This is a genomic window from Kitasatospora sp. NPDC096077, from assembly GCF_040303245.1.
Classification (GTDB): domain Bacteria; phylum Actinomycetota; class Actinomycetes; order Streptomycetales; family Streptomycetaceae; genus Kitasatospora.
The window spans coordinates 1-17882 of record NZ_JBEOSV010000110.1 but is presented as its reverse complement, the minus strand read 5'-3'; the positions used below and the strand labels follow the sequence as shown (position 1 = coordinate 17882).

15 protein-coding genes and 1 pseudogene are annotated in these 17882 nt (G+C 71.4%); 10 read left to right on the top strand and 6 right to left on the bottom strand.

What is annotated here, in order from left to right; genetic code table 11:
• Nucleotides 1–202 precede the first annotated feature (202 nt).
• Both ABTZ03_RS42635 and ABTZ03_RS42630 read right to left on the bottom strand, forming a co-directional pair.
• A complete protein-coding gene (locus tag ABTZ03_RS42635) occupies nucleotides 203–3280 on the bottom strand; it encodes a protein kinase domain-containing protein (protein WP_350518656.1) in 3078 nt (1025 codons plus the stop codon).
• Between the two features lie 280 nt (nucleotides 3281–3560).
• A pseudogene (locus tag ABTZ03_RS42630) lies at nucleotides 3561–3708 on the bottom strand (integrase); the annotation flags it as partial.
• A 961-nt stretch (nucleotides 3709–4669) separates the two neighbouring features.
• Between ABTZ03_RS42630 and ABTZ03_RS42625 the strand changes: the two are divergent.
• From ABTZ03_RS42625 to ABTZ03_RS42600, 6 genes are all read left to right on the top strand, one after another.
• Complete coding sequence (locus tag ABTZ03_RS42625; protein ID WP_350518655.1) at nucleotides 4670–4801, top strand: hypothetical protein; 132 nt, start codon at nucleotides 4670–4672, stop codon at nucleotides 4799–4801.
• Nucleotides 4802–4989: 188 nt separating this feature from the next.
• Nucleotides 4990–6099: a helix-turn-helix domain-containing protein gene (locus ABTZ03_RS42620; RefSeq protein ID WP_350518654.1), complete on the top strand. Its 1110-nt coding sequence runs from the start codon at nucleotides 4990–4992 to the stop codon at nucleotides 6097–6099.
• A gap of 73 nt (nucleotides 6100–6172) precedes the next feature.
• Nucleotides 6173–6607 carry a sigma factor-like helix-turn-helix DNA-binding protein gene (locus tag ABTZ03_RS42615; protein WP_350518653.1) on the top strand — a complete coding sequence of 145 codons (435 nt, stop codon included), beginning with the start codon at nucleotides 6173–6175 and terminating at the stop codon, nucleotides 6605–6607.
• Between the two features lie 107 nt (nucleotides 6608–6714).
• Nucleotides 6715–7044: a hypothetical protein gene (locus tag ABTZ03_RS42610; protein ID WP_350518652.1), complete on the top strand. Its 330-nt coding sequence runs from the start codon at nucleotides 6715–6717 to the stop codon at nucleotides 7042–7044.
• Nucleotides 7041–7313, top strand: a complete 273-nt coding sequence (locus ABTZ03_RS42605; protein WP_350518651.1) for a hypothetical protein — start codon at nucleotides 7041–7043, stop codon at nucleotides 7311–7313. Before ABTZ03_RS42610 ends, ABTZ03_RS42605 begins: the two co-directional genes overlap by 4 nt.
• 56 nt (nucleotides 7314–7369) lie before the next feature.
• A complete protein-coding gene (locus ABTZ03_RS42600; RefSeq protein ID WP_350518650.1) occupies nucleotides 7370–7645 on the top strand; it encodes a hypothetical protein in 276 nt (91 codons plus the stop codon).
• Nucleotides 7646–7753: 108 nt separating this feature from the next.
• On the opposite strand, the gene ABTZ03_RS42595 is transcribed toward ABTZ03_RS42600, so the two are convergent.
• Nucleotides 7754–7966, bottom strand: a complete 213-nt coding sequence (locus tag ABTZ03_RS42595; RefSeq protein WP_350518649.1) for a hypothetical protein — start codon at nucleotides 7964–7966, stop codon at nucleotides 7754–7756.
• A 290-nt stretch (nucleotides 7967–8256) separates the two neighbouring features.
• Between ABTZ03_RS42595 and ABTZ03_RS42590 the strand changes: the two genes are divergently transcribed.
• Entirely contained in the window at nucleotides 8257–9615 is a 1359-nt protein-coding gene (locus ABTZ03_RS42590) for a tetratricopeptide repeat protein (RefSeq protein ID WP_350518648.1), read from the top strand.
• Nucleotides 9616–9666: 51 nt separating this feature from the next.
• Here the strand turns inward: ABTZ03_RS42590 and ABTZ03_RS42585 are convergent, their stop codons facing one another.
• On the bottom strand, nucleotides 9667–10353 hold the full coding sequence (locus ABTZ03_RS42585; RefSeq protein WP_350518647.1) for a GmrSD restriction endonuclease domain-containing protein: 687 nt from the start codon (nucleotides 10351–10353) through the stop codon (nucleotides 9667–9669).
• Between the two features lie 378 nt (nucleotides 10354–10731).
• Between ABTZ03_RS42585 and ABTZ03_RS42580 the strand changes: the two genes are divergently transcribed.
• Together ABTZ03_RS42580 and ABTZ03_RS42575 are read left to right on the top strand one after the other, a co-directional pair.
• On the top strand, nucleotides 10732–11436 hold the full coding sequence (locus tag ABTZ03_RS42580) for an HNH endonuclease family protein (RefSeq protein WP_350518646.1): 705 nt from the start codon (nucleotides 10732–10734) through the stop codon (nucleotides 11434–11436).
• Complete coding sequence (locus ABTZ03_RS42575; RefSeq protein WP_350518645.1) at nucleotides 11433–11753, top strand: hypothetical protein; 321 nt, start codon at nucleotides 11433–11435, stop codon at nucleotides 11751–11753. Before ABTZ03_RS42580 ends, ABTZ03_RS42575 begins: the two co-directional genes overlap by 4 nt.
• A 326-nt stretch (nucleotides 11754–12079) precedes the next feature.
• Here the strand turns inward: ABTZ03_RS42575 and ABTZ03_RS42570 are convergent, their stop codons facing one another.
• Nucleotides 12080–12922, bottom strand: coding sequence for a hypothetical protein (locus ABTZ03_RS42570; protein WP_350518644.1), 843 nt, complete (start codon nucleotides 12920–12922; stop codon nucleotides 12080–12082).
• A 320-nt stretch (nucleotides 12923–13242) separates the two neighbouring features.
• On the opposite strand from ABTZ03_RS42570, the gene ABTZ03_RS42565 reads away from it, so the two are divergent.
• Nucleotides 13243–14748: a hypothetical protein gene (locus tag ABTZ03_RS42565; RefSeq protein WP_350518643.1), complete on the top strand. Its 1506-nt coding sequence runs from the start codon at nucleotides 13243–13245 to the stop codon at nucleotides 14746–14748.
• Nucleotides 14749–14821: 73 nt separating this feature from the next.
• On the opposite strand, the gene ABTZ03_RS42560 is transcribed toward ABTZ03_RS42565, so the two are convergent.
• On the bottom strand, nucleotides 14822–17344 hold the full coding sequence (locus ABTZ03_RS42560; protein WP_350518642.1) for a DEAD/DEAH box helicase: 2523 nt from the start codon (nucleotides 17342–17344) through the stop codon (nucleotides 14822–14824).
• Between the last annotated feature and the right edge of the window lie 538 nt (nucleotides 17345–17882).

Sequence of the window (17882 nt, the reverse complement as noted above, 5' to 3'; positions counted from 1 at the left end):
CGCCGACCAGGCGACGGCCGAACCAGTGACCGCCGAACTGCCTACACCAGCCCTGACCAGGTAATCAGCACCTCCCGCCCAGCGGGGGAAGCTCAGATGGACGAGGAACTGGTGGGCTGTGCTGGCAGTGGAGCTGCCGCGTGTTCTGCGTCGGGTTCGTCGTCGTCCGCGTAGCCAGACTCTTCCGGTGGCGTCACGGCTGTCATGGCTGAGTCCTGTCAGCGCCGGATTCGGGATTGTTCTGCTGTGGTGAGCGACTGAGTTGGGCGAGGATGCGTTCCCGGGTCTCGAGAACGTTGTGAAGGGCGCGTTCCTCGGACGGCGGCTCGCTGCCGCGGTGGTTTGGGACCGGAGGTCCGGGTCGGGGCTGGGTTGCCACCAGCAGCAGGGCGTCGGCCACCCCGGCAGTGAAGGCCCGGCTGCGGGACTGGGGTGCTCGGTTCGGTTGGCCCGCCGTTCGCGATGGAGGTCTGTGCGCCGCGCCGCGCCTGCCTAGGGCCAGCACCGTGCAGAAGACCGCCCACAGGGCCAGGAAGCCTGCAAGTGACCACTGGCCGTGGGCCGGCGGAAGTGCTTTGAGGGCAAGGAACAAAACCGTGGTGCCCACGCCGACAAGGGCGGACGCTGCGAGTGCCCGAACCGTCGCAAGGCGGTGGGTGCTGACGCGGCCGCGGGTGCCCGCACCGCCTGGGTACGAGGTCTTCCGGTGCTGGTTGCGCTTGCCAGCCGATGTCACCTGGCGGCCCGTCGTCTCGGCAGCGCCGTCCGGTCGCCGCTTCAGTTGCCGCCAGCCGGCCCGTACCAGCCGACGCGCCTCGTGGGCGGGCTTGAGGAAGCGTCGGGCCGACCTCTCGATCAGAGCCAGGGACAGCACGACCGTCACGACGGCCACGACGCCGGCCCAACTGCCCATCCCTCCCTCGAACATGACCACCCGGTCCGCCACCGGTCTTGGGACCTGGAGGGCGGGCAGCGGGGGGCTGAGCCGCAGGTAGCCGATGGTGAAGGCCCCGGCCCCGGTCAGCAGGCCGGTGCCGACCCCGACCCGCACCGGGAAGAACGCCAGCACCAGGGCCGCTGTGAACGCCGCTCCCAACTGCCCGGCCACCTGCCGCGCTGCCTGCTCCCCGGCTGTGCGTAGCGGTCCGCCGAAGGCCCCGTTCGGCAGGATCTTCAGTTGCTCGCCCGCCTCGACGGGGTAGCGGATCACTGCCCCCGCCCACAGCAGCAGTGCGAACCCGAGCAGGAGCAGCAGCGCGGCCGCTGCCCGCAGGGGCAGTGCCATCCGTGCATGCGGCCACCAGATGCGCAGTCGGTCGCCCCAGTCCGTCAGCAGCGGTTGTCGACCGTTCCACCAGCGGGCGACGGGCCCGGGCTGCATCGTACGGGCCGTGCCTTCGGCCTGGCCCCGGGCGCGCGGGCGCAGTGTCTCGGCGGCGATCAGTGACGCCCGTCCGGCGGGCTCGCCCGGGTCGGCGCCCAGCGCCTGCCGTCGCAGTGCGGACCAGCGCCGCCGCACCTCCGGGCTGGCCTTCCCGGTCTTACTGGACTCCGTACGGGCCGACCCGCGTACCGCCGTTCGGGCTCTGGCCCCGGCGGCGAGGGCCGCGTCCACTACGGCCGCCGCGACGACGGCCGCGAGTTCCGAGGCCCGTGCGGGCACGGGCAGCCGGTGGAGGGCGGCGGGCAGCGGGGAGAGCCGCCCGAGGACCTGTTCGCGCTCCTGCGGCCGGACGCTCAGCCAGACGGCGAGGCGTCGCGCCTCCTCGCGCTCGCCCGGGCTGAGCCCGTCGTCGCCGCGCCGTCCGCCGCCGACCGTCCGCGCGGCCCGCTCGACCTTCGCCATCACCTGGGGCAGCGTAGCCAGGGCGAGCAGCCGGGAGCAGTGCTCCCCGGCGCACTCGGGGTGGAAGCAGTCGTAGCGCGCGGCGACGCTGGCTCCGCCGCTGGTCACCAGCTGTTCGATGAACGCGTAGCCGTCGGCCTCCGTGGCGGCAGCGAGGACTTCCAGTCCGTCGGTGTCGACCGGGCGGCCCAGGAAGTGCGGGGTGGCGGAGGGCAGGAAGGCGGCGCCGAGGGCCAGGAGGGCGACGCCCGCGAGTTCGGTGCGCCGGGGGCCGGGGGCCTGGACGACCTCGGTGAGGTAGTGCAGGTCGAAGACGGTGTCGCGGACGTCCTCGCTCAGCCAGGTGCGCAGCCGCTGCGCTCCCCCGGTGGCTAGCCACTGCGTGGCGGAGAGGGAGTCGCGCAGCAGCGCCTCGACGAGGCGGGCCGGGTCGCTGTACGAGGCGCCGAGGTAGCTGATCGGCCGGTGGGACTGCGGGCGGCGGCGCACCACCGGCGGGCTGGCGCCGTCGAGCCAGGCGCGGACCTCGGCCGCCGTCCAGCGGTCGTCCGGCTGCTGGGTGAACAGCCCTTGCAGGAGCTGCAGTTGGCGCGGGTCGGCGATGGCCGAGAGGTCGGCCTCCTCGCCGACGACGAGTTCGAGCTCCAGTTCGCGGTCCGGCACCGCCCGGCCGTCCGCGCCGACGAACCTCGGGCTGCCGGTGAAGAGTTCGTACAGCACGTTGCCGAGCGCCCACCAGGGACCGGCCCGGTGATTGCTCCCGGCGAGCTGCTCGGGGGTCATGTAGGCGATGGTGGCGGTCATCTGGGTGGTGAAGCGGCGGCTGGCGGTGAGCCGGTCGACGCCGCCGAAGTCGGCGATGACGAACTCGCCCGGCCCGGCGCCCTGGCCGGGGCGCACCAGGATGTTGGCGGGCTTGAAGTCGAGGGGGTTGCGCCGGATGTGCTGCTGCCAGAAATCGAGCAGGGAGACGAGTTCGCGGACGATCTGCTCGCCGAGCCACCGGTCGGTGTGGTGGCCGCCGCGCCGCAGGTCGGCGAAGTGCACGGAGAGGGTGACGGGCAGGTACTCCATCGCCACCCAGTCGACCTGGGCGCCGTGGTGGGCGACCTTGCCGTAGTCGATCAGGTGCGGGACGTGCCGGCGGAAGCGGTTGTCGGAGAGCCGGGCGAGCAGGCCAGTGTCCATCGGGTGGTCGGCGGTGGCGACCTTCACGGCAGCCTCGCCGCCGGCGGCGCGCCGTACCCGCCAGACGGTGCCCTCGGAGCCGGAGCCGGCGAGTTCCAGCGGGGTGAAGCGGCCGCGCAGCGCGTTCGGGTAGGCGCCCTCGAACAGTCGGCCACCGGGGGCCGCCGACTCCTCGCGATGCGGGCCGGGACCTATGTCGTCGTCCTGGCCACGTTGACCCGGCTCTTCAGGCGCAACGTTGGACACGACCGACCCCTTCCCCACGCTGCTCGGCGATCCCCTGCCTTCCGTGAGGCAGTTTGCCCGACCGCCCAGCGCCGTGGGAGCCGATCCCGCAACTCAGATGCCCAACAAGGAGCTCTGCTCGAGGAGTTCGACCGCGTCATGCTCACACTACGGTTCAGGGGCATCGACCCGGATACGCCCAACGGCGCGCCTCCTCTACCTCAGCGAAGGGTTCGTCACCGTCGGGTCGGGAGCGGACTCCGACACCATGGTCCTGCTCGTGTCCGGGCGTTGACGCCGGTCACGCCGCGTCGGCGGGTCCGGGTCGTCCTCCCCAGCGGAGCCCCTTCTCGCTGTGGATACGGGCCCGCTTCCGGCGTTGGGCCGCGAGGACGTCGGGGGCGGGTGTTGGCGTTGCGCCAGCGCAGGTAGGCGTGCAGTGCGCGGGTCGCCCGTGCCCGCGGGCTCGCTTCCCCACCGGTGCGCGAGGCCGCGGACGATCAGCAGGCCCCGCCCGCTCTCCGCGAGGTCGTCGACGGACCCGGCAACGACCTCGGGCAGAGCAGCCCCTTGGTCCTCGACCTCCAAGCGCAGCTGGGCGCGAGCAGGAGCAGTGCGCGGATGCGCGCGGGGCCCGTCTGGGCCGAGCTCGATCTGCCCGTGCCGCTCGACTCGGTGCCCGTCGACGCCCGGGGACGGGTCCCGTCGGGGCGGCCACCCGAGGCCTGAGGGCATCCCACCAGCGGGGCGGGGCCCGGTGTTACGTGGCGAGGGAGGCACGACGGGGCCGGAGGGCGGCTGCTCGGTGTCGACCAGGTTGGTGAGCGAGATCGACGCAGGTTCTCTGCGGCGTGTGCTGTTGCCCTGTCGGCTGCTGATGGTGTTGGCAACAGCGCGCACGGTGTCGTGTCGGGGAGTGACCAGCGCTGACAGCAGGGCTGTTTGAGGTGTGCGAAGGCGCTGTGCTGCGGGGAGCCGCACCCTGAGCACCGAAGATTGCGTTTCGTTGACCTCGGCGGGCCCGGGCTGTCCGTGTATCCGTAATAAACAGGGTGTGATTCGGAACCCGCCGGATCGCGTTGCGATCGAATGCGTTCGTTTCTGATCGCTTTGTTCGAATTCATTGCAGCTGGCGACAGCTAAGCAGATGAGCCGTTAACGCGGTGGGGTGATCGCGTTGTAATCTCGCGAATACGGAGAGCCCCGGCGGGCCTGAGAAACCGTTCGTGCCGGGGCTCTGCGCAACAACAATGACTCGACCATGGAGCTCTCATGAGTCCTGACCGGATCCGGGACCTGGCCGTCATTCGACGGTTCGGCCGTGGCACCGAACCTAACATGCCTCCGCAGCTGGGCGGGGAAACCTCGGTGTCCATTGCCATGTGGGTACATCTGAAAGGCGGCCTCCTCGTGGCCGTCCCGGGCGCGTTCGCCGCCCTCTGCTCCGGGGCGGTCCCCGGGCTCGGCCTGTCGGTGCTGCTGTACTCGGCCGGGGCCGTCGCGAACGCCTCCCACGTCAGCTACCTGCGCCGTCGCGTCTGACGCCCTGACACCGTCTGTCCCCGCTGCGGGCTTCCGTGGCGGGGACGGAGGTCGCTAGCGCGAACGGTCGGCGGAAATGCAAACCGTACGCGTTGTTATAGATCACCGGGCATCCGCGAACGAAACTCCCTGACAAGGGTCACCCGTTCGCGCTATCGCGTTATCACGCATTGTTCGAGGAACGGGACATGACCCAGCCGATAGGTCCGAGCCAGGACTGTGACTACTGCGGCACGACGTTCGTCCCCCGCGCGCGCGGGCGCCGGCGCCGCTTCTGCACCGACCGGTGCCGCTCCGCCGACCACCGGAAGACGAAGACCCCGCCGGTGGACCCGACGCCGGAGCTGGACCTGGCGGTCGTCCAGATCGCCGCAGGCCTGATGACGTCCGCCCGGCGGCTGCGGAATGTGGCGAGGTCAGCCGACCCGGCTCTCGGCGACGTCGCCGAGCTGGCCATCGTCGCCGAGATCGGCAAGGACTACGAAGAACTGGTCAACGCCGTCGTCCTGCAGGCGCGCCGGCGCAATGTCCGCTGGCCGGCCGTGGCCGAGATCCTCGGGGTGAGCGCGGGGACCGCGCGCACCCGCTGGGAAGAGGCGAAAGCCGCGCGGCTGCTCGCACGCCGCCGCGAGCGGGGACGCAAGACCGCCCGTCCGCGGGGCTCCTCCCCCCGGTCGCGGGGCTCCCGCAACCGCCGTACCGCCGGCGCCCTCGACGCCCAGGACCGGCTCGCCAGCGCACTGTCGCACCTCCTGCGCTCCTCCGGCTGCTTCATGCGCGAGATCGCCGAGGAGGCAGGGGTGTCCACCTCCTACATCTCCCGAGCGGTCAGCGGGGAGCGCATGCCGCGCTGGGACGTCGTGGCCTCCTTTGCCCAACGCTGCGGTGCCGACCCGGAACAGCTGCGCGTGCTGTGGGAGGAGGCCAACGGCAAGCCGACAGCCCGGCCGTTCTTCGCGGGCAGACCGCAGGCGCACGACAGCGCCGTGTTCCAGCTCGCCTCCGCGATCCACGGGCTTCACCTCGCCGCGGGACGCCCCACGGCGCAGTTCATCGCCACCCACTCCCCGCACACCCTGACCACCGAGAAGGCCGCCATCGTCCTGGCCAGCCCCGAGCTGTCGCCGTGGCCGGACATCGAAGCGGTGGTCACCGTCCTCCAGGGGCCGCCCGAGGTGATCCGACCGTTGTGGGAGTGCCTCCAGCTGGCGGCGAACCCGGAATGGACGCCCGAGAACCCGCTCCCCCCGACATTGGCGACCGCCCAGTACACCACCCTGCCCGCCGAGTCCTTCTGACCGCGAAACCGCGTACCTGAGCATCTGCCGTGCCCCGCAAGCTCCTGCCCACCTTGTACCTCTGGGAACCGCCATGCCACCCACCTGGCACGGGGACCGCCCGTGCCGCCCGCGCCGCCAGATTCGGCTCTACCGGGTCGGGCCCTGGGCGCTTCGCGACCTCCACTACGACCGGTACCTCCGGTACGCCGCCCTCCGCCTGTCCACCGCCGACGCCTGCAGCGCCATCAAGGAGGCCTTCGACGAACTCGCCGAATGGTGGCCCCACGTCCTGGCCGCCCGGAGTCCAGCCGCGTGCGCTTGGCAGGCGGTGCGCCGCCACGTGTGCACAATGGCCGGCCCGCTGCCACCCGTCGCCCACCTGAGCGAACCCCAGCAGGACGTCCTCGTCCTGCACCTCGTTCTCGACCTGCCCGAGACCGAGGTCGCCGAGCTCACCGGAACGGATCTGGCGGCCGTCCAGATGCACCTGCGTTCCGTCCGCGCCGCCCGCCGCCACCCTCTGTAGCAGCCCGCAAGCGGACCGGTTCCTGGTTGTCGGGATTCGGGGGAGGGGGCGGCCACGATCGGGGATCGACATTCCTTGGGAACAATTGTTCGATTAAGCTAGAGGGCGTGACCAGCGCAGTCCCCTTCTCCCGTCCACGCCCCGAACACCCAGAGCACCAGCCCGGTGATGCCGAGCGGGCGCCTCGGGCGTTGATGTCGGGCCCGGGGCGGTGCTGGACCACTGAGCCGCGCTGGCGCTGGGCGGAGATCCGGCTCGGCGGCCGGTGGCGCCGGTGCCGGATCGAGTCCTGGCGCCTGCACCAGGGCTCCACCACCTGGGTGGCCCTGGTGAGGTGGGGCTCGGGCTTCGACGACTGGGGCTGGTACTTCCATCACCCCGACACGATCCGCCGCACCCAGCAGCCCACCGACCCCGACGGCCCGGCGAGCTGGTGACCGACGACACCGAGGGCGCCGCCTCCGACCTCGCCGACGCCCTCGCAGCCTTCGCCCGAGCCGCTGGCCCCGACGGCGGCGCCGACCTCTGGCTGACCATCGCCACCCCGTACGACATCGAACAGCGAACCGTTCACCTCCCCGCCGGCGTCGCCGACTGGATCACCGAGCTGCTGCGCGAGGAGACCCAGGCGCTGGAGTCCGGTGGCCGGGCCGCCGGCGACGTGGACGACGACCAGGCCGTCGACGTCGAGCCTGCCTGGTGGTGACCCCAGCCTTCCCGATCGTCCGCGTGCTGTCGGTGCGGGCTGGGAGGGTGGGCGGTATGGACGACGACGAGGTGCTGCTGCGGGGCCGGGTCTACGGGACCGACCACGGCGCCCCCGACTCCCGCCCGCTGCCCGGGCGCTCCTACCGGGAGCTGGTCGGCGGCCCGCTCGACGGCCTACTGCTGGACGTCACCGGCTGGGACGCCGGGCAGCTGGCCGACGGTGCGGCGCTGATGACCGAGCTTGGCCGGTACGGCGGTGGCGGGCGCGCGCACTACGAGCCCCGGGCCGCCGACCCGCGCCGCTGGGACTGGCAGGGGGACACCCCCTGACGCCACCCGGACCAACCCGGGCGACATCGCGGTGCCCGGGCGCGGATTCTGAAGGTGCCGGTCCGCGCCCGGACCCCCGAGCGGGCGCGGACCGGCGAGCCGGGACAGTCAGCGCCAGAGAACCTCGACGTGCTGCGCCAGATACGTCAGCAGGAAGAGGAACATCCCGGCGCACGTGTTCGACAGCATGGAGCCGCTCATCCGGCCCGGATCGCGCCAGGCCGGCCGCCGCGGCCGCAGCGGGGCCGTGTAGCGCCGGGTCGCCCGGTCGGTGCGCGGAGCCGGACGCCGCCTGCGGCGCGAAGTCCTGCGAGTGGACATGATGGATCCCCTCCTGGGTGCGGGTGGCTGAACGGATGGCCGCACACGACGGAGACGCTCCAGTGTGCGCGGCGCCCCGGGCAGTGGCCGGGGCAGGTCCGTGGCACCGGACGGTAGGGGAGCGAGCGTGCCGGTCAAGCCCGCTCGAAGGCCGAGCTCCACCCGACGGTCCGCCAGCCGGGACCGTGCGGAATCGGCGGAATCTACACCGTCCTGGCAGCCGGTCAACCCCTGTTCACCTGCGGAATCCGGACCGCGGTTGTCAGGGCTCGGCGCTACGGTTCGTCGCCGTGGACGCTTCTGATCTTGAGTACCGGGCCCTGACACGATCGGGCTGTATTGCGCCGGAGTTGGTGACGCGGTTGCTGGAGCGCGGGCACGCCGATGTGGTGGAGGTCTGGGCCGGGCGTGGTGAGTGGTTCTGCGCGCGGGAGTGGGCGCGGCTGCTGGGGGAGAGGGGCCGGCAGGCGGAGGCGCTGGACGTGCTGGGCCCGTACCTGGCGACCGGCTGGTGGACGGCCGTCGAGACCGCCGCCACGCTGCTGGAGGGATGGGGCCGCGCCGAGGAGGCGATCGAACTGACCCACGCGCGGATGCTCCTCGGCCACCCGCACGCCCTGGCGTCCTACACCCGCCTGCTCGCCCGGCACGGCCGAGCCCGGGAGGCGTTCGACCTGCTGGTGCCGCACATCGACGACGACTCCCTCGCCCGGGCGCTGGCCGACGTCGCCGCTGTCGCCGGCCGCGACGAGGAGGCCGCCGCCCTGCTCGAAGCCCGGATCCCGACCGGCCACCACCAGTGCGACAGCCCGTGGTGCTGCCGCGGCCTGGACACCCGGACGGCGACCGGGCTGCTCGCGAGGGTCCGTGAGCGCCAGGGCCGCGTCGACGAGGCCGCCGACCTGCTCCGCAGCAGCCGGCGCACCTTGGTGAACGGCCGCGACCCGTACGCCGGCCTGCTGGCCCGGCACGGCCGGATCGAGGAACTGCGCGCCTACACGGCGACCGAGAACCTGGGGGCCGCCACACGGGCGCTCGCCGAACTGCTGGAGGAACGCGGCGACATCGAGGGCGCGATCGACGTCTACCGCCAGGCCGCCGGACCTGTGGGCCGGGACCCGAACACGGGCTACCGGCTCGCACAGCTCCTGGCCCGGCACGGCCGCGGCGGTGAGGCGATCGAGGTGATGCGCACCCAGGCCGACGCCCGGCCCGGTGACGACTGGATCCTCCACGTCCTGTCCGAACTGTGCCTTGACCAGGGCCGCGCGCAGGAGGGCCTGGCCCACCTCGACGCTCTGAAGGCGCGTCGGGGCGGTGAGGAGGACTGGGACCTGTTCTGGATGCGGCTGCCGCTTATCTCCGCTGGCGAGGGAGTCGACGCGACCGTTGAGCGGGCCCGCTCCCATCCTGAGGGCGGCACGTGGTACGCGGCCGAGAACATCGCCGACATCCTGGCCCGCGCCGGACGCACCGAGGAGGCCGTCGCCGTCCTCGCACCGCACGCGTCGACCCACCGTCACGACCTGGCCGGCTACCTCATCGACCTCGGACGCGTCGACGAGGCCGTAGCCGTCCTCCAGCAGGACAGCCGCCGGCCGGCCGAGCAGGAGACCAGCGGCCGCCGGTACGACGAACCCCCGTTCTGAACCGCCTGGCCGGCCCGCCACGAGGTCCGGCGGGCCAGCCAGGCGCATCCGTTACTGGCAGGTGTCGAGCATGGTGTTGAGGGCGCTCTTCTCCGGGGCGGTGATGCTCAGGCTGTAGGTGTACTTGACGTCGCCCCAGGCCCGCGCGTAGGTGCACCAGTAAGCGGTGGCCGGGGGCTTCCACTGGTCGGGCGACTGGTCGCCCTTGCTCCTGTTCGAGGAGGCGGAAACGGCGACGAGCTGCGAGTGCACGAGATCGTTCGCGAAGGCCTTGCGGCGATCCGTGGTCCACCCGTCCGCTCCAGAGCGCCAGGCGTTCGCGAGGGGGACCATGTGGTCGATGTCGACCTGGGAGGCGGCGGTGAGCGTCTTGCCGTCGTAGGGGCTGAGCCAGGTCCCGGCCACGGCCCGGCACTCCGAGTCGGTCTGGACGCCCTGGCCGTCGCGCTGCAGGACGACCTCGCGGGTGTCGCACTTGCCGGACTGGGTGATCCAGTGAGGGAACTGGGCCCGGCTGTAGCCGGTCATGGAGTGCGGGGCCTCGACCACCAGGGTGTCGATCTCGGCGCGCACCTGCGCCGCGGACGGCGGCTCGGGCAGGGCACGCTGCTGGGCGGCGGCGAGCCGGTCCGTGGCAGCGGGTGCCGCGGCCTGGGCGACCTGCGGCAGGACCACGCCTGAGAGCAGCACCGTCGCCGCCGCAAGTGCGCTTGCCCGTGCCGCCGTCGTGAGCTTCATCTCGTCACCTTCCGCAGGGGTCACCACGTGATCACGTCACGCTGTTGATGACTTCTTAGCGGACGCCGGGTCATCCGTGTACGGGAAACCACGGAGTTCACCCTTCGTGGGCGCACTCTTCTCCCGAACACCCGCCGGAGGCCACCCCGGGGCCGCGCACCGATCGTCGCCCCGAGCGACGCCGGCCCCGCGGCCGCCCCGCTGAGCGGGACCGAACCGGGTCCTGTTAGCCCAACCCCGGGGAGGCGACCAACAGCCGCGCGAGGGCCCGCGCGTGCGCCGCACCATCACCTCGGCGCCCCGGTATGGCGAAGGCCACGCGCCCGACGTGGCGTGCCGAGTGGATGACCGCCCCTTCGAGCGGACAGGCTGTCGACTATGCGCATCTCCTCCCCACACCTGCGACGGGCCGCAGCCGGCACTGGAACGGCACTGCTCGCCGTCTCGCTGCTCGGCGCGTGCTCCAAGCCGGCCGGCCACGGCACGGAAGCCAAGCCCGCCCCGCCCGCCTCCGGGGCATGGCCCGGCCCCGCACCGTCATCGGCCTCCACGGCGCGTGCCGCGCTGGCCAAGCTGACGGTCGCCCAGAACCGGCCGATGGCCGGCTACTCCCGGGACCGCTTCCCGCACTGGGCCTCCCAAGGCCAGTCCTGCGACACCCGCGAGACCGTACTCAAGCGCGACGGCCAGGCGGTGGCCGCCGACGCCCAGTGCAAGCCCACCTCCGGCACCTGGACCTCCCCCTACGACGGCCTGACCTTCACCGACGCGAACAAGCTCGACATCGACCACGTCGTACCGCTCGCCGCCGCCTGGCGCGCCGGCGCCGACACCTGGACCGACGACCAGCGCAAAGCCCTGGCCAACGATCTCGCACGGCCCCAGCTGCTCGCCGTTTCCGCCGCCTCCAACCGGTCGAAGGGTGACCAGACACCCGACCAGTGGAAGCCACCGTCCCAGTCGGCCTGGTGCAACTACGCCAAGGCCTGGACGGACGTGAAGGCCTTCTACAAGCTGACGGTCACCGAGCCGGAGAAGACCGCGCTCGGCCAGATGCTCGACACCTGCCCGGCGGGATCATGACCGGCCCCCAGGACCAGCCGCCCCAGCAGTCCGCCGAGCCCGGGAGCCAGCCACTCGTGACCTCCGGGATCACCGCGGGCCCGGGCGGCGTCATGACCGTCGAAGTCGGCGTCATCACCGGAGACCTCACCCTGCGCACCACCTGGGACGGCCACCAGGCACTCCTGGACGTGCAGTACGACGGGGCTGACGAGTGGTACACCGTGGAGGCGAGCCCCCTTCCTGCCCTGGACGTGGCCTCGGTCCTGGCCATTCATGAGGCGATGACCCAGGCCGTGAGGCACGGCGGTGGGACTGGGGCGCAGAAGCTGGCGTGAGCCCGGGCCCACGCTCCCATCGGCCAGCCCCCGGTCCAGCGGCGGGCTGAGCGCCCCCGCCTGCACCGCGCAGATTGTCGTCGACCGCGTTTCCCGCTGCAGGTGCGGCGCCGACCGGCTGACCACCGATCATTCCGTACCTGGCGCGGGCGGCCCGGACGACGACGTCGAGCCAGCCCGGTGGTCCCCGGCGCCTCCCTGATTCGCCCGTGCGGTGTCGGTGTCGGCTGGGCGGCATGGACGACGAGGCGCTGCGGGGCCGGGTGCACGGGCCGGGCGGCGGAGCCCCCGACTCCAGCCCGCTGCCCGGCCACACCTACGAGGAACTAGAGAGCGGCGCGGAACTGCGGATCGGCAGGGTCAAGGTCGGTGTCCTCCGACCAGCCCGGGGGCGGAACCTGGGGCGTCCACGGCGACCGAGGCGGCCAGACGCCGCCAAGGTGAGGGAGGTCACCGACCGCAGTCTGGGCCTGCTGGGGTTCGGAGAGGATCTCACCCTTCTCGATCAGCTCGCACAGCCACAGCCGAACGTAGCGTGAATACCGGCGGAGGTCCGTCTCCAACCGCACCTTGCCCACGGCCCATGCCTCTGCCCGCTCGGCGTCGGAGGGCAAGCGGTCGAGCGCCTCTCTGACGGTTGGTTCGAGGCTCATCACCATGTGTACGAGGTTGCGATAGAGCACTGTGCCGACCGGACTTCCGAGCGCCAGTGCCTCGGAGTGGGCCCCACGCTGCAGCGACCCGACCGCCCCCCTCAGGTCTTCGCCCACTACAAGGTCAAGCCTGTCGAAAGCAGGCAAGTGGGTCGCCAGGAAGGCTAGGTGCGGGTGCAGATCGGCGATGCGGTGCAACAACGCGATGGCGTTCTCCGCCTGCCAGTCCCGGACTTGGCGCCGGTCGGCCGCTTCGCGTTCCTCTCGCAGCCGGCGGTCGGCCGCTTCGCGTTCCTCTCGCAGCCGCTGATCGGAATCGGCCCGGTCCCGGGCAGCTTGCCGCTGGTCCTCCTCACGTAGCTTGTTCGACCGGTCGCGGTCCCTCAAGGCAAGCACCATCGTTGCGATGATTGCGACCATGGCGAAGACCGCCCCCGCCAGCGTCCCGACGGCCGACACCTCGTCTGTCCACTTCGAAGAGTCCGCAAGAAAGGACGGCCCTACTGATATCTGCATGCGCGAAGGGTAGGGCCAACCTGCCCGTACCGGCGAGATGTTGGGCAGTGGCGGACCCGATCTCCCCGGGCCCTGCCGTCTGCCCTGCCGCGCCCGGACCCAGTGGCCGGGCCGCTCGACCTCCGGGGGCTGGAAACTATAGTTTCCAAGCCGTTCGATTCCCGGCCTGCACTGTTCGACGAAGCCCCGCCGTCCTCCCCGCAAACCCCGGGCCGCCGATCGGTAGCCGACTGTCCCGTTCCCACCCCCGTTGCACACCGTGATCGATAGGGTGCGGAGCATGATGATCCCCACCGATGGCGGGCAGGAGGAGTAGCCGCATGGGACAGCGCACCACGTACCTCGGCAAGGCGGAGATCCAGGAACTGCTCGACACGAACTCGTTCGGGATGTGGCGACTCCCTCGCCAGCACGGCAACTTCCCCGCACCCGAGACCGACATCAACTACGGACCCTTCGACGAGAAGCCTGACGGGCCCGTGTGGAACGCCCACGCCATCTACCAGTGGGCCGCCGGCACCCCGGAGTTCCAACACCGCGGCGCCGTCCTGCTGCGCCCCCTTCCCGATCAGCGCCAGCCGGGACGCTTCCTCGGCCACCAGGACACCGCCCACGGGCCCGCCACCGACTGGCACACCGGCATCGGTGTCATCCGCATGCTCCACACCGACGAGAGCCACGCAGCCTCGGCCATGGCCGCCGACCTGGCCGACGAGCACAACCGCGCGATCATCACCGTCTGCTCCCTGTACGGTGACCTCAACGTTGTCACCGGTCCGGCCCTGGTCGCCGCTGACACCGCCCAGCCCGGCATCGAGTACGAGGCGAGCTGGGCCCGCATCGTGATACTCACCGGACAGCCCCTTCCCTGGTGGCCCGAACACCTGCGCCGGTTCGAGGTCACCAGCCGCTGGCAACCGGGCTCCCCGGCCGTGATCGCCGAGGTCCCCGCCACGCCCCGCGAGAAGACCCTGCGCCAGGTCGCGGCGAATTCCACCTTCAGCCAGGCCGCCCTGGTGGCGCTGACCAACATGGCCGACGACATGCGCAACGACCGCGTTCAGACCGTCGTGCACGACATCGAGATCTACGGCGACCACATTGCGGCCCCGGGGCGGCTCGTCATCGCAGCAACGCACGACACCCGCAACCACCCCATCCCCCTGGCGAAGGACGACGCCCTCCTACGACAGGGATGGGAGGAGATCGCCCGCAGCACCGAACCGGACGCCGTCGAAGCCCTCGACATCGCGCTCGGCCGCCACCCCAAGCTGCTGCCCTTCGGGCGCTTCACCCAGCTGCCGGCGACAGACCACCCGGTCGTCGAGCGGTGGACCCGCCGCCTGTCCCTCTGCGACCCCACCGCCGGCCACGCCACCCTCGCCGAAGGCAAGACGGTCGACGCCTTCTTCACCGACCCCCTGACCGACATGCCGGTCGTCCGCACCAACGACGACGACCAGGACCACGCCCGGTGGCTCTTCTACGCCCCGCTGTCCCTCCCGGCCGGCCGCGGCGAGCTGGCCTCCATCGTCCTGTACGGCTCCGTCTGGATCACGACCACGGACGGGTTCGTCCACCCCGCCCCTTGTGTCCCGGGCGAACACCTGTGGTGGGGCAACGCAGGCAGTGAGCGTCCCCGCGAACTCTCCCACGTCGCCAACATCCTCCTTGACGACCTCGGCGCCCGGATCACCCTCGACAACTACTGGAACAGCGCCCCGGACGGGCTCACCAGCCTGTTCAACGAGAACCACAAGCAAGGCACCGAGCTCACCCGCGCCGCGCTGCTCCACGCCCGCATCACTCCCAAGCCACGCCGCTGACCTGCAGAAGCCGCCGGCTGACCCCGCACCCTGCAGGGTCAGCCGACGGCACCCGCTGCAAGCAACGAGGGGTCTATGCCCACTCCACCCCGTGCCCGGCGAGCTGCCCGAGCTGCTCAGGGCTGAGCTTGTTCCGGCGGGCCTTCTGGTTGTTGAGCCACGTCCCCAACGCCGTCCCGTCCTCCTTGTGGGTACGCGGGACCCGCGCGTGCCCCTCGCGCTCGACGAAGGACGCCAACGCCGCCAGGCCCTGCTGGAACCGGTCCGCGCGTGACACCTTCGGCCGGGCCGCGGCCGCCGCCCGCGCGGCGGCCAGCTCCTGGTCCTCCTCAATGCCGATCGCCGCCAGCAGGTCCTGCTGCTCCTGGTCGAGCGCGGCGAAGACGGCCCGCTGCGCCCGCACCCACTGGCCGAGCTGCTCACCCTCGAAGACGACCTCGTCGGACAGCTGTGCCCAGTCGACGCGGCCATCAGCCTCCAGCCACCACCGGCGGGCCGTAGCGTAGGAGCGCTGCCAGGTGATCGGCCAGGCGGGGCACCACCAGGGGTCGATCTCCTCCAACTGCCGGCGACGGTGCGCGGAGAGCGCCCCGGCCTGGCCGCCGGGAACCTGGGCGGCCGCTCGGAGCCCAGCGAGCCACGTACCGATCGGGTAGCCGCCGATCGACGCACGCGCCGGTGCCGCCAGGCTGCCGCCGTGCTCGCGCGCCCAGACCCTCGCCCAGTCCAGGCCGGCCTCGAACCGGGCATCCGGCACCGACCACACCATCCCGAGCCTGTCGAGCATGTCGACCCGGTGTGGCGCCAGATCACCCGCCGCATACTCCACCCGACGGCCCGACAACCACTTCCCGAGCGGAAATTTCCCTTCCTTTCCGGTCATCGCCGAATAAGGAACATCGAGATCCTCGAATTCCTGGTGCCAGGCCCTGGCGTGCGCAATCCCCTCACGCCAGTACTGGCCCTCTCCGGTCAGCACCCTGGTCCGCACGAAAAGCGCCAGCGAATCCGGATCCCGCGGCGTCAGGAACCGCACCGGAAGCCGGAACGACGGCGCCCCGTCCGGCCCCGCGAGCCCGGGCGGCTGCACCGCCTCGGCGCTGCGCCCACTCGTGCGGTGGCCGCTGCGCTGGGGGACGGCGAGGTTCTCGACGACCTTGGCGTCGTGGGCCCGCAGCGAGGTGAGGATCTTGACGAGGGGAGCGTAGGAGTCCGACTCCAGGAAGTCGTCGGGCTCCTCGTCGTCCTTGAGGAAGACAACCACGAGAAGAGAGGCGACCTTATTCGGATTATCGGGGTCGAGGCGAACGGCCCTGCCGATGCGCTGAATATTCTGGACCATCGACCCGTAGCCCTGGAGGAGCACGCCGTCCGCGCTCGGAATATCAACCCCTTCGCCGAGGACGAGGCAATTCGACATGACCGCGTGCCGAACTCCTTCACTCTCGGCTGACCCGAATCCGTTGATGACTTCCTGCCGGAAATCCGTCGAGTGCTCCCCGGAGATCCACTGAGACCAGAACTCCTCCGGATACTTCCCGGGATTCTCTGTGTGGAGGCGCTCCACGGTCTGGTTCAGCGTCTCGGAGAAATACCGGGCCTCAATGGTGCGGGTATGGAAAGTGATGACCCGCCGCAGCTTCCGCTCGGCCATGGTCTTCACCAGGGCGGCCTGCATCGCCGCGACGCGCTCGGGGTGGACCTGGTCGTCCTCCTCGTCCTCACCCACCCCCGGCCCGTACGGCAGGGGCTGACGCCGCGCCGCCTCACGGTTCCTCACCGGGTCACGCAGCTCCAGCACCACGATCTCGAACGGCGCCAGCAACCCCCGGTCCACCGCGGCCTGAAGCCCCAGGTCGAACACACACTCCCCGTACACCGCCGTGTCGTCCATGGAGCACAGCAGCCCCTCCTCCAGCGGCTGGTAAGCCCCCTCACGGCGCCGCACCGACCTCGGCGGCGCCCACACCCGCGGCGTCGCCGTCATGTACAGCCGCCGCCCCGCCGGGATCGCCCCCTGATCGTGCACCACCGTCCACGTCTTCTCCACCGACCCCGACGACCGGTGCGCCTCGTCGCAGACCAGCAGGTCCAGCGGCGGAACGGGCCCTCCAAGCAGGGCGGGGTCGACCTGATAGGCATCCTGGACCGCGCCGGTGGAGGCGTAGGTGGCGAAGAGGGTGACCGGCCGGCGCTCCCGCGCCGCGGCGGCGAGCCAGTAGGCGATCTGCACCGGGTTGGTCGAGCGCTCCACACCGAAGGGCAGCTCGCCGGCCTCCAGCGAACAGACCGCGTACATCCGGCCCGAGCGGCCGGCCCTGCGCCACGAGCCGATCATCTGCAGCAGCAGGTCGAGGGTCGGCACCACCACCAGGACGGAACCGCGCGGCGCGATCCGCTGGCCGGCCACCGCACCGACGTAGCTCTTGCCGGTGCCCGTGGCCATCTTCACGTTCACCCGCAGCCCGTCGGGCACTTCCACCCCGGGCCGCTGCGACAAGCCCCGCACGATGGCCTCCAGGGCCTCCTCCTGGTGCCCCCGCAGCGTGATCTCCTTAGGCTCCTGAGCCTCCGCCAGGAAAGTCTCCACGCTCACAGAAAGGTCTCCCCTCGAATTTCCCGGGCCGTACTCGGGATCTGGCAGGAAATGCTGACGGCGCGTTCCTTATACAACCACCGGACGGGCCTTACGGCCGACCCGGCACCGGGAATCAAGCCCATCCGGACCCCATGTTCGGCCGGATTCCCTGACAGGCCAAGACTGATACACTAGCACCGCCGCTCGTCCTCAGAGCGTAGCGCACCCCGCCCCCGGATGGGGCCAGAATCATGGTCTAGACCACGGGCTAGACCAAACTGGCGGGAGTGAAGCTGACCCGCACGCGCCCCTCAGGGCCACCCCTCCCCCTAGTCAGCCTGCCGTGAGATCAGCCATTCTCCCTGCTCAACTGGTTGATCAAGGCTCAGCCCCACGGGCCGCCGGAGCGAAGCGGAGCGGCCCGGCCCGAGCGCGAAGCGCCGGGCCCACCCGGGCGAAGCCCGGGTGCGGACACGCGGAGCGGGTCCGCCGCCTTCTGGTCAGGAAATAGGTCTCGGCGAACAGCTGGTACGAGCGGCGCTTGGTCGACAGGTCC